The 13218-nt window shown below is 39.5% G+C and carries 15 protein-coding genes; 6 read left to right on the top strand and 9 right to left on the bottom strand.

Annotated elements, in window-relative coordinates:
- Position 1: 1 nt before the first annotated feature.
- On the bottom strand, positions 2-1762 hold the full coding sequence (locus tag TOL2_RS19190) for an acyl-CoA synthetase (protein ID WP_014958945.1): 1761 nt from the start codon (positions 1760-1762) through the stop codon (positions 2-4).
- Positions 1763-1932: 170 nt separating this feature from the next.
- Between TOL2_RS19190 and TOL2_RS19195 the strand changes: the two genes are divergently transcribed.
- Both TOL2_RS19195 and TOL2_RS19200 read left to right on the top strand, forming a co-directional pair.
- On the top strand, positions 1933-2895 hold the full coding sequence (locus tag TOL2_RS19195) for a tRNA dihydrouridine synthase (RefSeq protein ID WP_014958946.1): 963 nt from the start codon (positions 1933-1935) through the stop codon (positions 2893-2895).
- A gap of 87 nt (positions 2896-2982) precedes the next feature.
- The gene (locus tag TOL2_RS19200; RefSeq protein ID WP_014958947.1) at positions 2983-3267 is read left to right on the top strand and encodes an HU family DNA-binding protein; all 285 of its coding nucleotides are present in this window, start codon (positions 2983-2985) and stop codon (positions 3265-3267) included.
- Between the two features lie 7 nt (positions 3268-3274).
- On the opposite strand, the gene TOL2_RS19205 is transcribed toward TOL2_RS19200, so the two are convergent.
- On the bottom strand, positions 3275-4690 hold the full coding sequence (locus TOL2_RS19205; RefSeq protein ID WP_014958948.1) for an MFS transporter: 1416 nt from the start codon (positions 4688-4690) through the stop codon (positions 3275-3277).
- 84 nt (positions 4691-4774) lie between these two features.
- Between TOL2_RS19205 and TOL2_RS25670 the strand changes: the two genes are divergently transcribed.
- Genes TOL2_RS25670 through dusB form a run of 3 tightly spaced genes read left to right on the top strand, consistent with a single transcriptional unit; the run spans position 4775 to position 7139 of the window.
- A complete protein-coding gene (locus tag TOL2_RS25670; RefSeq protein ID WP_014958949.1) occupies positions 4775-5173 on the top strand; it encodes a hypothetical protein in 399 nt (132 codons plus the stop codon).
- The gene (locus TOL2_RS19215; protein ID WP_014958950.1) at positions 5170-6117 is read left to right on the top strand and encodes a DUF1848 domain-containing protein; all 948 of its coding nucleotides are present in this window, start codon (positions 5170-5172) and stop codon (positions 6115-6117) included. Before TOL2_RS25670 ends, TOL2_RS19215 begins: the two co-directional genes overlap by 4 nt.
- A complete protein-coding gene (gene dusB / locus TOL2_RS19220; RefSeq protein WP_014958951.1) occupies positions 6114-7139 on the top strand; it encodes a tRNA dihydrouridine synthase DusB in 1026 nt (341 codons plus the stop codon). Before TOL2_RS19215 ends, dusB begins: the two co-directional genes overlap by 4 nt.
- Positions 7140-7144: 5 nt before the next feature.
- Here dusB and queF read toward each other — a convergent pair whose 3' ends face one another.
- Positions 7145-7549 (bottom strand): preQ(1) synthase, encoded by a 405-nt coding sequence (queF, locus tag TOL2_RS19225; protein ID WP_014958952.1) that lies wholly within the window; start codon positions 7547-7549, stop codon positions 7145-7147.
- A 395-nt stretch (positions 7550-7944) separates the two neighbouring features.
- Between queF and TOL2_RS19230 the strand changes: the two genes are divergently transcribed.
- A complete protein-coding gene (locus tag TOL2_RS19230) occupies positions 7945-8700 on the top strand; it encodes a hypothetical protein (protein ID WP_014958953.1) in 756 nt (251 codons plus the stop codon).
- A 66-nt stretch (positions 8701-8766) separates the two neighbouring features.
- On the opposite strand, the gene TOL2_RS19235 is transcribed toward TOL2_RS19230, so the two are convergent.
- Genes TOL2_RS19235 through hisI form a run of 6 tightly spaced genes read right to left on the bottom strand, consistent with a single transcriptional unit; the run spans position 8767 to position 12987 of the window.
- Entirely contained in the window at positions 8767-9060 is a 294-nt protein-coding gene (locus tag TOL2_RS19235) for an HNH endonuclease (protein WP_014958954.1), read from the bottom strand.
- 5 nt (positions 9061-9065) lie between these two features.
- On the bottom strand, positions 9066-9962 hold the full coding sequence (gene era / locus TOL2_RS19240; protein ID WP_014958955.1) for a GTPase Era: 897 nt from the start codon (positions 9960-9962) through the stop codon (positions 9066-9068).
- Positions 9955-10548 (bottom strand): ribosome biogenesis GTP-binding protein YihA/YsxC, encoded by a 594-nt coding sequence (yihA, locus tag TOL2_RS19245; protein WP_014958956.1) that lies wholly within the window; start codon positions 10546-10548, stop codon positions 9955-9957. The genes era and yihA overlap by 8 nt, the downstream gene beginning before the upstream one ends.
- Positions 10548-11702 carry a pyridoxal phosphate-dependent aminotransferase gene (locus TOL2_RS19250; protein ID WP_014958957.1) on the bottom strand — a complete coding sequence of 385 codons (1155 nt, stop codon included), beginning with the start codon at positions 11700-11702 and terminating at the stop codon, positions 10548-10550. Before TOL2_RS19250 ends, yihA begins: the two co-directional genes overlap by 1 nt.
- Entirely contained in the window at positions 11703-12578 is an 876-nt protein-coding gene (gene hisG / locus TOL2_RS19255) for an ATP phosphoribosyltransferase (protein ID WP_014958958.1), read from the bottom strand.
- 22 nt (positions 12579-12600) lie between these two features.
- Positions 12601-12987 carry a phosphoribosyl-AMP cyclohydrolase gene (gene hisI, locus TOL2_RS19260; RefSeq protein WP_014958959.1) on the bottom strand — a complete coding sequence of 129 codons (387 nt, stop codon included), beginning with the start codon at positions 12985-12987 and terminating at the stop codon, positions 12601-12603.
- Positions 12988-13218 lie beyond the last annotated feature (231 nt).

Raw genomic sequence — 13218 nt, forward strand, 5'->3', positions numbered from 1 at the left:
GTTATTTTTTTTTAGAACTCAGTTCCGGAAAATCCCAATAAAAATATTCTTTAATGCCTTCATCAACCGAATTGCCGTGTTTGGTAATTTCAATCTGCCGTAATTCAATTCTCCTGATTTTACCACTTATGGTTTTTGGAACCTCAGGAACAAATTCTATCATCCTGGGAATCTTAAATTTTGGCAAAATGGTAACAGTATGTTTAAAAAGTTCCAGCGCCAGTTCCCTGGATGCCTGATAATTTGGATTTAAAATCACATAGGCTTTTACAAGCTGATACCGGTTTGGATCAGGCGAACCTACAACTGCGGCTTCCGACACGGCAGGATGTTCTACAAGGGCACTTTCAACTTCAAATGGACCAATCCTGTAATCTGAAGATTTAATCACATCATCGGCTCTTCCCACAAACCACCAATACCCGTCCTCATCAAAGGATGCACGGTCCCCGGTATAATAATAATTATCAACAAATACAGAACTCATTTTTTCAGGATTACCGATATATTCTGAAAAAAGTCCGATTGGTCTCCAGTTGTTCAGTTTGACCACAATATGCCCCACTTGGTCCGCCTGAGTGATCTCATTGCCTTCATCATCAGCCAATGCCATATCATACATAAAAAACGGATTTCCAAAAGATCCTGGCCTTATATTTTCTTTCTTCCATGGAGGAGTTCCAATCATGGCTGTTGATTCTGTCTGACCATAAATATCTCTGATTTGTGTTTTTGTATATTTTTTCCATTTTTCAATCACATCGGAATTCAAAGGCTCACCTGCACTGACCGAGTTTCGCAGGCAAGACAGGTCAAAAGAGTCAAGATTCATATTCACAAAAGTTCTCCATACAGTCGGAGGGGCGCAAAAAGTTGTCACTTTATGCCTTGAGACTGCATCAAGATATTGTTCGCCATCCAGAAATGAATATTTAAACCCGATTGTTGTGGCACCGACATTAAAAGGGGCAAAAAAACTTGACCAGCACCACTTTGCCCATCCAGGGGCGCTCAGGTTGTGATGAATATCATCCGGCCTGACACCAATCATTACAGCAGTTGACAAATGTCCCACAGGATATGATACTGCTGTGTGCCCGACACGCTTGGGAAGTCCGGTTGTTCCCGAGGTAAAAAAGCAAAAAAGGATATCGTCAGATTTTGTCTTTGCTGCTTTGGCATCAAAAGATTCATTTTCAATCACATCAAAGCATGTCCATCCTGCCTTTTGTCCTAAAACCAATTTAAGTTTGGGTTGAAATTTTATTTCTTCGAGAGCTTTATCAATAAGATCTGCCGATGCTTGATCAGCCACAACCACATTGGGAGGATAAATTTCAAACCGAAATTCCAACTCTCTTTGAGTCATTGTCGTTGCCGTTGGAACGCTCACTATTCCGGCCTTGATACACCCCAGACAGGCAAACCAGTTCTCAGGCAAGTTCGGCGTCATCATATAGAGGCTATCCCCTTTTTCAACGCCTGATTTATGGAAAAAGTTGATCAGCTGATTCGCCTTTTGAAATAGAGTTCCATAAGAATATGTTTTGGTCTCTCTGGTATCAAGATCCGTCCAGATCAAAGCTTTTTTATCTGGATTTTCTTTGACATGAAGATCTTCAAATATGTCTGAGGCCCAATTAAAATATTCAGGGATCTCCATTGCATTTAATTGGATAAATAATTTTTTGGCACACTCTTGAGTGGCCAAGGCGTCTTCCATCATATTTATCCTGATAACCTCTTTAAAAAGCTCTTTCATACCTTTAAAACACTCCTTGCATTCTGTTTTAATGTTATATATAAGCTAAGACCAAAAACACTTGGTTGTATAGTTTATCATAATAATGTTTGTCAAAGTTTTTTTCTGATTTTTACAATATATATACCCTATTACACAAAATGAGTCTCCAATTTATGAGTCCTTTGTTTATGAAAAAAGACCATATTACAATAATACTTGCCCCGCTTCAGGGGTTTACTGATGTGACCTATCGAAATGTATTTTCAGATCATTTTTCAGGCGTGGATGAGGCCGTAGCCCCTTTTATCTCAACCATGGGTCAGATGCGCCTGAAGCCTTCCAGGATCAAGGATGTGGCACCTGAAAACAATAAAAAGATTTTTGTGATCCCCCAAATCCTCGGAAATGTTGCCAAAGATTTTATATTCCTTGCAGATCACCTTTATGAAATGGGGCATGAAAAAATAAACTGGAACCTGGGTTGCCCTCATTCAAAAATTGCTAAAAAACAAAGAGGATCAGGGCTTTTAATGTATCCTGATAAAATTGATGCCTTTCTGGATACCGTGCTGCCCAGAATTTCAAATACACTTTCTGTAAAAATCCGGTTGGGAAGACGATCAAAAGATGAAATATTCAAGCTGCTACCTGTTTTGAATCAATATCCTCTGGATGAAATCATCCTTCACCCCAGAACCGGAATACAGATGTATGAGGGAACCTCGGATCATGATGCATTTGCAAAAGCTCTTTTAAACTGTCAGCTACCATTAACCTACAATGGTGATATAACGGATTTAAATTCATTTTGCACTGTTCAAAAAAGATTCCCCCATCTCAAAAGATTCATGATTGGCCGGGGAATTTTATCCAATCCATTTCTTGCAGAGCAAATAAAAAAAATTGCAGTGGATAAAAACATAATTCAAAGGTTAAAAGATTTTCATGACGCTCTTTTTACCGGCTATCAAAAAATTTTCTCGGGCCCGGGCCATTTAACCGGCCGGATGAAAGGATTCTGGAGCTATCTTGGCCCTTCTTTCAAAAATAGTAAAAAAGAATTTAAAGCCATCTTAAAAGCTGATTCCATTACAAAATATCAGGACAAAGTGGATATTTTTTTCAAAAAAAACCCTGAGTTTATTAAATAACTAGGGGTTTTTACCTATTGAATTATCCTTTGTTTTTTTATAAAAACATATTTTTTTTAATTGTTTAAGATAATATGGAGAGAATTAATGAATAAGCTTGAATTGATTGAAATGCTGAAAAATAGATCTTCCCTGACTCTGGATGAAGCAACCAAGGTTGTAAATTTATTCTTTTCTGAAATAGCCCTTGCCCTGCAAAAAGGGGAGCGAGTCGAACTGAGAGGATTATGGTCCTTTCATCTGAAAAAATATAAATCCTATACCGGCAGAAATCCGAAAACCGGTAAAATTGTTCAGGTTGCCTCTAAACACCTTCCTTTTTTCAAATGTGGCAAAGAGTTAAAAGATAGAGTCAATTTCCCGCCCAATTAATCATTATTTATTCTTTGAGTTCTTTACCTCTGGCAAAGGTCACACCGATTCCAACAATTGAAAGAACAACCCCCATTAACATTGTTCGCTTAAAGCTGATCATAAAAAAAGGTTCCATTACAGCCAAATAATTTTCAAGGCTTGACCCATTGGTAAGCGTTGAAAAGGAACTGGAAAAAATCAATCCGGCCAGGGCCACACCAATCACCATCCCGATATTCCTGGCCGTAGCAACCGCCCCGGATGCAATCCCCCGTCTTGATAACGGCACACAACTCATAACAGCAGTATTATTGGGTGACACATAAAGGGCGGTTCCAATTCCGGCAAGGGCAATTCGCCACAAAATTGACACACACCCCATTGCCGGATGCAGATACATCAATGACACCAGGGACAGCATCAAAACACTCATGCCGGTCACGCACAACCTCCTTGATCCAAGCCGGTCATACAACATCCCTGATATGGGGCTGACAAACAAAAGAAACAAAAAAGGAACAATCATTATCATTCCAGTTTTTGATGCTGAAAAACCACAAGGATATGTCAGGTAAAACGGCATCATAAAAATAATCACAAAAAGGGCTGCAAACAGTATGGACGAAGACATCACCGGAAAAACAAATAATTTAATTTTCAAAAGTTCCAGATCAAACAATGGGTAGTCGGATTTTGCCTCGTTTACCGCAAAACCGATACTTGCCAGAATACAAAGAGCTGCAAAAAAAAAGAAGGGAATTGAAAATACTCCCCACCTGGACAACTGTGTCATAAAAACAATCAAACTGGACAACATAATTATCAATAAAAGGCTTCCTGTTTTATCCATGGGTTCCCGGCTTGCTTGAGCGCCTTTGACATCATTTAAAACAAATATTCCACCAATGGCTGCCACAATACCAATGGGAATATTGATATAAAAAATAAACGGCCAGGAAAGATATTCCAGAATCATCCCACCGGCAACAGGCCCTGTTGTCAGTCCAGCCGCCACCACGGCCCCGATCATCCCAAGGGCTTTGCCTCTTTCCTGAACCGGAAACGCATCAACAATAAGTGCAGGAGAACAGGCCATCAACATGGATGCACCCACTCCCTGTAATATCCTTGCAACAATCAGAAACAAAGGGGTTTGAGCCATGCCGCAAAAAAAAGACCCGACCACGAATATGGTAAATCCCATAACATACACAGGTTTTCTGCCTTTAATATCCGAAAGCCTGCCAAAGGTTAAAAGTAATGCGGAAACCGTCACCAGATAAATCAACACCACCCATTGAATGGTTTGAATATCTGTCTGCAAATCCTGCATCATATATGGGAGTGCCACATTAACAATACTGGAATCCAGTGTTGACATGAAAATCGAGGTTGCAACAAGGAAAAAAATCTGCCATTTTTTTTCATACGCAGGTGTCATAAATTTATTCCATTCTTTTGGTTATAAAAAGATTATGTTATATAAGACCAAATAATAAAAAAAATCAAACAGTATGAGGAGACCATGACCACTGTCAATGATGTTGTCTTAATTTATCTTGAAGATGCACCCGTATCGTTTGCAAGGGTTGAAAGCATCCTGCCGGATGCCAAAAAGGACTGGTATCATATCAAATTATTAATGCTCCAGATTCCTTTACAGGTGGTCACATGGATTTTAAAAGATGAGTATATCAATGGCCTGCAATTTCATATGAATGGCAAAAAAATGAAACTGGAAAAGGTTGAAAGCCCTGTTGAAGATTTGCCGTTGTCAAACTCTGAGAATCCTTCTGATCTGAAAACCCCTGAAAAAATAAAATCCGGAAAAATAAAATCTGAAAAGACCGAATCTGAAAAAATCGGGGCAGAAAACAAAAAAGAGGCCAAGATCATTTCCTTTTCAGACTTTAAAAAGTCATGACCCAAAATCCGCATATAATCTTATCAGCATCAAGAAGAACAGATATTCCCGCTTTTTACACAGACTGGTTCATGGACCGTATAAAACTTGGAGTTTTCAACATAAAAAACCCATATACCAAAACCATTAAAGCTGTTGAAGCATCCAAGGATACCATTCATTCAATTGTTTTCTGGTCAAAAAACTATGATGCCTTTATCAAGGCAAAGGCCGGAGAAAAGCTTACCCGACTGGGATTTAACATCTATTTTAATTTTACAATAAATTCCGAATCATCTTTGCTTGAACCTAATATTCCACCATTAAACAAAAGACTGGAACAATTAAAAGAACTTGTTTGCTTGTTTGGACCTGAAAAAATATCCTGGCGGTTTGATCCTGTTTGTTTTTATAAAACCTCAGACACAGGGAGGGTAAAAAACAATCTTTCTAATTTTCCCGTAATCGCAAAAAAGGCTTCGGAACTGGGAATTCAAAAATGCGTTACCAGCTTTTTTGATCATTATCCCAAGATTAAAAGACGGCTTAAAATTTTATCTAAAATAAATCATCCTTCTGTTTTTTTTACCGACCCGGCCATGGATAAAAAGACACAAGTGATTCATCGAATGGAAAAACTTTTGAACGGCACTAGGATAAAACTGTACTTGTGTTGTGAAAAAGAAGTCTTATCAAATCTTGACACACAAACCCGTGACATACAAAGCCCTGAAATAAAAAGCAGGGTATCGGCGAATTCATGTGTTGACGGCAATTTATTAAAAACAATCTTTGGCGGAAATCCCGAACTTAAAAGAGATTACGGCCAACGCTCAAAACAAGGGTGCAGATGCACCGAATCCATTGATGTTGGATCATATGACGACCACCCTTGTTTCCATAATTGCCTTTTTTGTTATGCCAACCCTAAAATCGATACCACATTGAAAAACGCAATCCAATGAAAGCTAACAACCTGAAAATTCACGATCTGAAAATTCACGGCAAAACTTTTTTAGCGCCCCTTGCAGGTATAACCAACCTGCCGTTCCGGCTTCTTGTAAAAGAATGCGGCTGTGCAATTGTCTGTTCTGAAATGATCAGTGCCAAGGGGATTTTTTACAACTCGGAAAAAACCCTGACTCTGTTATCCTCAAAAAAAGAAGAAATACCCCTGTCGGTTCAATTGTTCGGATCTGATCCCGACTCCATGGCAAGGGCGGCAAAAGTGGTACAGGATCTGGAAGTTGCCGCTATCATTGACATTAATTTCGGCTGCAGTGTAAAAAAAGTTGTAAAACAAGGTGCAGGGGTGGCATTGATGAAAGACCCCAAACTAAGTGAAACTATTTTGACTGCCGTACGAAAAGCAACCTGCCTGCCCTTGACCATAAAAATCAGGTCCGGCTGGGACCATTCGGGACACCAGGCGTTCAATATTGCACAAATCGCTCAAAATGCAGGAGTAGATGCCATTGCAATGCATCCCAGGACCGCAAGCCAGGGATTCAAAGGCACGGCGAACTGGGACCTGATTAAAGAGCTAAAACAGCGTGTGTCTGTTCCTGTCATTGGCAATGGTGATATTAATTGCGTTGAAGATGCCATCCGGATGATCGCTCACACAAAATGTGATGCCGTCATGGTTGGACGTGCAGCCATGACAAATCCTTTTATACTTTCCCAGATAGATGATTTTCTTGAGACCGGATCTTATCAAACACCTTCAGAACAGGACATATTCAAAATAATGAAACGATTGACACAAATGTATGTGGAATATTTTGGGGAACAGCCTGCCTGCAGAATGCTCAGAGGCAGGCTTTCATGGTTTGTCAAAGGCTTGCCCGGATGTTCTGATTTCAGAAAAAATCTATCCCGGATTGATTCAATGAATCATGCACTGGAACTGATCAAAGAATTTGAAACCAAACTGCTTGAAACCAGACCACCTAAAATCGGACAGTTTGAAACCAGACCGGTATAAGCTTTTTATTCCTTTTCATAAACAGCCGTTGCAATGGAACTGATCCCCCCTCTCGGAGTAAATTCGCCTGTGACCTCCATTTTCAAAGGTGTTAAAACTTGAACCAGGTCGTCTAAAATCTTGTTGACCACATGTTCATAAAACATGCCCACGTTTCTGAATTGCAACAGGTAATATTTTAATGATTTAAGTTCCACAATGGTCTGGTCCGGTCTGTATTTTATCGTGATGCAACCATTATCCGGCAGACCTGTCATTGGACACACCGACGTATACTCCGGCTGTTTTATGATAATATCAATACTTCGCTTGGATTTGTATGCGTATGGGATGGGTTCAAGAAGATCTGCTTTCACAATGCTCGGATCTTCAATTTTATAACGTGTCACATAAGCTTTATTTTCGGTCATGTTAATTTTGTCCTTAATGTCCATAAAAATTTTTATATGAAACTCCATTCAAAATACTGTAATAACAAAAGTTCCATTTTTTTTGTTCTGGCAAGCCAATCTGCCATGGGCGTTATTTAAAAAAAATAAATTTATCACAAAGCAAATCGTGTTTCAAACGAATAAAAATAACCACAAAGCGAATCCTTGTCGTCATTTTGAGAATCCTAAAAAAAGCTTGACAAAGGCTTGAAAAAAATAGATAAATGACAAACCGACGTATTATGTAACCGAAATTAAAGAAAATCTCAGAATTTTCTTTAAAAATTTATCAAAGAGTTGAAAAATTCAAGTATATAGTCAAACTTGGTGATGCCATTTTGACGTTTTAATAGTCCGAGGAGGATACAAACCCAATGAACGATTTCCTACAAAGCCTTCGTAATGGCCAATCTGAAAAACCGCGCACCCCTAAAACGCGCAAAAACTATGATAATTCTTATCATTATACAAGCCAGCCAAGATTTAATTCACATGGCGGATATCAGAACTCTAGAAATCAACAAATGAAAAGACCCCCCATACAACATCAGCCTGGAAATCAGATTCCAATGGATGAGACTACTACAACATCCATACTGGCAGAGGCCATTGAAAATTTAAGCACTCATTTTGAAACCCTGGCTAAAAATCAAGATTACCTTATCAATGTTCAAGAACGAACTGCAGATATGTTGGAACGACAGGTCATTGCTATTGAACGGATTGTAGATCATCTTAATATCGCCCCAGCACAGGAGACAGAACCTGAACAAGAGAGTGTGCCAGAAAGAATATTTGAACACCATTATGTAACCTCTCAGGAACCGGAAATAGAACCTGAACTGAATATCGCTGAACCTGTAAAAGCACCTGTTGAAAATATCGAACCTGTAAAACCTGTGGTTAGAAAAAGAAAAAAAATCGTAGCAAAACCGACCCAAAAAACAATTGCAACTGAAAACACACTTCTTAGCCGTGAAGCGATCATGGATATAATCCACAGCATGCGGTCCGAAGGCGCCACATTTGATCAGGTTGCCAGCCGTTTGATTGAATTGAATCAGCCTACCTTCTCAGGTCGAGGAGAATGGCACGCACAAACCATTCACAGGCTCTGTAATAAAAAATAACAAAAAATCTTAATTTTAAAATAAAAAGCGGGCAAAACAACGCTTTAAATAATGCTTGTCCGCTGTTTATTTCTTTAAGGAGTCCATGTACTCCTTCCATTCAAAGGGAAGAAGCTGCCGTTTTTTTGTATTACACTCTTTACAGCATGGCACAAGATTAAATTTTTCCGATTTTCCCCCTCGGGATAGAGGAATGATATGATCCATAGTAAGTTCTTTGGGCAAAAAAGCATTATGACAATAGTGACAAATCCCTGAAGCTCGTTTGCGCTTCCACCATTGACTGGATCTCAGCTTTCTTGCCTTGTCCCGTTCTTTTTTCAAGAACGCTTCATCTGTAAAAGTAAAAAACTGATCCATGGCAGTTAGTAACCAAATTCGCTTAACATCCTTCCATTGTCTATCCAGTTTTTGGTAACCTTTACAAACAACTTCAGAAGCACTTTCTGCCCTGTCATTTTTTCGATATCTTTTCTTGCCTTCGACCCGATTTTGGACAGCATTGAGCCTTTTTTCCCGATAATGATACCCTTTTGAGAATCCCTGACAACATGAATACTGGCATGGATCACAATCAGCTTTTTTTCCATTTTAAACGAATCCACAGTAACTGCACTTGAATACGGTATCTCCATACCGGTCAATCGAAATACTTTTTCCCTGATAATCTCCTTGACCATAAATTTTTCCGACACATCCGTAAAAGTCTCCTCCGGAAAAAGCCTGGGACCTTTGGCCAATAAACTTTCAACTTCTTCAATTAGATTTTTCACCTGAATATCTTTTATAGCTGAAACCGGAATAATGGCTTTAAAGTCATGCAGTTTTCGGAATTCCTCAACAAGCCGATAGACAAGTCCCTTATCCACCAGATCAATTTTATTCAACGCAAGAACAACAGGCTTAGATGTTTTTTTCAATTGGGATATGATCAGTTTTTCTGCAGAATAATTCCTGGCAGCTGCGTCCACCATAAACAAAATAACATCTACATCTTCCAGAGCCAGCAGAGCCTGATCAACAATTCTCCGATTCAGTAATGTGGTGCTTTTATGAATTCCCGGCGTGTCAACGAAAACAATCTGGGAGGAAACAGTGTTAACAATGCCAAGGATTCTATCCCGGGTCGTCTGAGGTTTTTTTGATGTAATGGAAATTTTCTGGCCCAGCACCTGGTTGAGCAAGGTGGATTTGCCTGCATTGGGAGCGCCGATAATGCCTGCAAACCCGGATCTGAAATTGGTTTCATTTTCCTTATTCATTATATATGCCCATTAAATTTTCAATTTCTTCTAGAACCGTATCTCTTCCTTGTTTTGTCTTGGTTGAAAAAAGAATAACACCGTTCTTTTCCCGGCCCAGCCGGGTGCAAATGGATAACAGTCTTTTTTGCTGATTTGTTTTTGACAATTTATCCGATTTCGTTAAAATCACCAGATAAGGAATGTCATGGGTTTCCAGCCAGTCCATCATATCAAATTCTTCTTTTTGAGGGTCTCTTCGAATATCAATCAATAAAATCAACCCCAGAAGATTTTGGCGATGTGAAAGATACAGTTCAACCATTGGTTGCCATTGTGCCCGGATTTTTTTTGACACCTTGGCATATCCATATCCCGGCAGATCTACAAAGGAGAGGATCTCATTGATCATAAAAAAATTGATCAGCTGTGTACATCCAGGTTTTGAACTGGTTTTCACCATATCTTTTCTCTGGATCAATGTGTTGATCAAAGAAGATTTGCCTACATTGGAACGACCCGCAAAAGCAATTTCCGGGAAATCATATTCCGGGTACTGGGAGGGTTTGACAGCGCTCTTAACAAATTGAACTGTTTTAATTATCATTACAGACCTTTTAAATATCCTTCCAAACGGTCTAAACCAAGTTTCAGATTTTCCATGGAATTGGCATAGGAAAATCGCAAATACCCTTCCCCGTTTGCTCCGAAATCAATCCCAGGGGTGACCCCTACATGGGCTTTTTCCAGGATATCAAAGGCAAGGGCATATGAATCATTTGAAATATGTTTTGCATTGACAAAAACATAAAATGCACCAGTTGGCTCTATGGTTATCCCAAAGCCCATCTGCTTTAATCGCCCAATAACATAAAGGCGACGTTTATTATAGATTTCTCTCATACGCTCAGTTTCTTTATGAGCATCGGTCAAGGCGGCTGCACCTGCGAGCTGAGCCACGGAATTAGCGCAGATGAAAAAATTCTGCTGAAGGATCTGCAATGCCCGTACAAACTGAGGCGGCGATATCAAATATCCAAGACGCATACCGGTCATGGCAAAAAGCTTTGAAAACCCGTTCAACACAAAGGCCTTGTCTGTAAATTCATAGATGGAATGTTCCTTTCCCTCATAGACCAGCCCATGATAAATTTCATCTGAAATCACATACAGATTGTTAATCTCTGCAATCTGTACAATCTGCTGCATTCTTTGTTGGGAAATGACATTCCCTGTTGGATTGGACGGGGAATTAATGAAAATAGCCCGGGTTTTAGAGGTTATTTTCTCTTTTATTGCTTCCGGAGTATACACAAACCCTTCATCCTCAAAAACCGGAACCGTCACAGGAACCCCTTGAACATAATTGATAAAATTTGCATAGCAGGCATAATGCGGGTCGGAAATAATGACCTCATCCCCTGGATTTAAAAGAGCGGAAAACAACAGCAGCATAGCAGGAGATGTGCCCGATGTTACAAGTATCTGTCCCGGATCAATGGTTGTTCCATAGGTTGTTTTATGATACTGGCTGATGGCTTCTCTAAGACGAATATCGCCCAGGCTGTGAGTATAATGTGTCTGATTTGCCAAAAAAGATTCAATGCCTACTCTTGTGACGCATTCGGGCACATTAAAATCCGGCTCCCCGATCTCCATATGCACAACCTTAATACCTTCCGCCTCCATTTTATGAATTTTTTCAAGAATCTCCATAACAATAAAGGGAGTGATTGTTTCACATCGAGTGGCAGGTTTCATTTACAGCACCTTGTTCAACGAGTATTCAATTATTCCTTCCGCACCTTCTTTGAGCAGCTTTGGAATCAAATCCCTGACCAGCCCTGTATCAATAATGCTTTCAACGGAAAACCAGTCGGATTGATACAAGGTGGCAATGGTGGGTGCATTCAGGCTTGGCAGAAGAGAAACAATCCTGGCGATTTTATTTTCAGGAACATTCATTTTTATTCCCACCAGCTTGTCTGCAACCAGGGCTGCCTGCAGCAGCATGGCAATCTGTTCTATTTTTTCTCTTTTCGCAGGATTTTCCCAGGCAGTTTTGTTGGCAATCAACTGGGTATTTGTTTCCATGACTTCATGGATCACCCTTAAGTTATGAGCCCTTATCGTACTTTCGGTTTCCGTAATCTCCACAATAGCATCAGCCAGCCCGGAAACAATCTTGGCTTCTGTTGCACCCCAGGAAAATTTCACGTTCACATCAATGTTCCGATCCCTGAAAAACCGCTTTGTAAACTTTACAAGCTCGGTGGAAATAGTTTTTCCTGCAAGGTCTTCAAGAGTTTTTATAGACGAATCATTTGCCACGGCAATCACCCATCTGGCAGGGCGGGCACTGACCTTTGAATAAATAAGATCAGCCACCACATGAACATCTGATTCATGCTCTGCGATCCAGTCAAGCCCTGTCAATCCAGCATCAATAACACCGCTTTCCACATTAATGGACATTTCCTGGGCACGGCACAGGGCGCATTCAATGGTATCATCATTAATATCCGGAAAATAACTTCTGCCTTCAATATTAATTTTCCATCCTGACCGTTTAAACAGATTGATTGTTGCATTCTGAAGACTTCCCTTTGGAATGCCCAATTTGAGTATTTTTTCCATTTATTTATATACCTTTATACCTTTATTTATATACCTCTTTGGGATCAAAAATTTTTGACTCTACTATTTTCAAATCATTGTCCTGAACTTTTGAAAAAAAGCAGCTTTTATAGCCCTTATGACAGGCTGCACCACCGACCTGATCCACCTTTAAGAGAACCGTATCATTGTCACAATCCACCCGGATTTCCCTGACATTCTGTACATGGCCGGATGTTTCCCCTTTTTTCCATAGCGTTTGTCTTGATCTGCTGTAATATGTTGCTCTATGTGTTTTCACGGTTTCATCAAAGGCTTGTTTATTCATATAAGCAAGCATCAACACCTCACCTGTTTTATAATCCTGTGCAATGACCGGAATCAAACCATTGCCTTTTTTAAAATCAAGTTCAAAATCAAGTTTTAGCATGACAAGCACCAACTCCTTATAGGATATAATAATCAAAACTCTACTAAATACCCGGTATTGTTCAAAAAGTCAAATTTTAAAATTTTATTTTTTGAACAATACACAAATAACTTTTTCAATTTTATGGATAAAACAACAAGGATAACAATGGCACCTTTAATCTTTTTTAAGATATTCTATTGAAACTATGACCATATTCTGAGTATAAGTACCTGTCTAACACAATCAACC

Source organism: Desulfobacula toluolica Tol2 (assembly GCF_000307105.1).
GTDB lineage: Bacteria > Desulfobacterota > Desulfobacteria > Desulfobacterales > Desulfobacteraceae > Desulfobacula > Desulfobacula toluolica.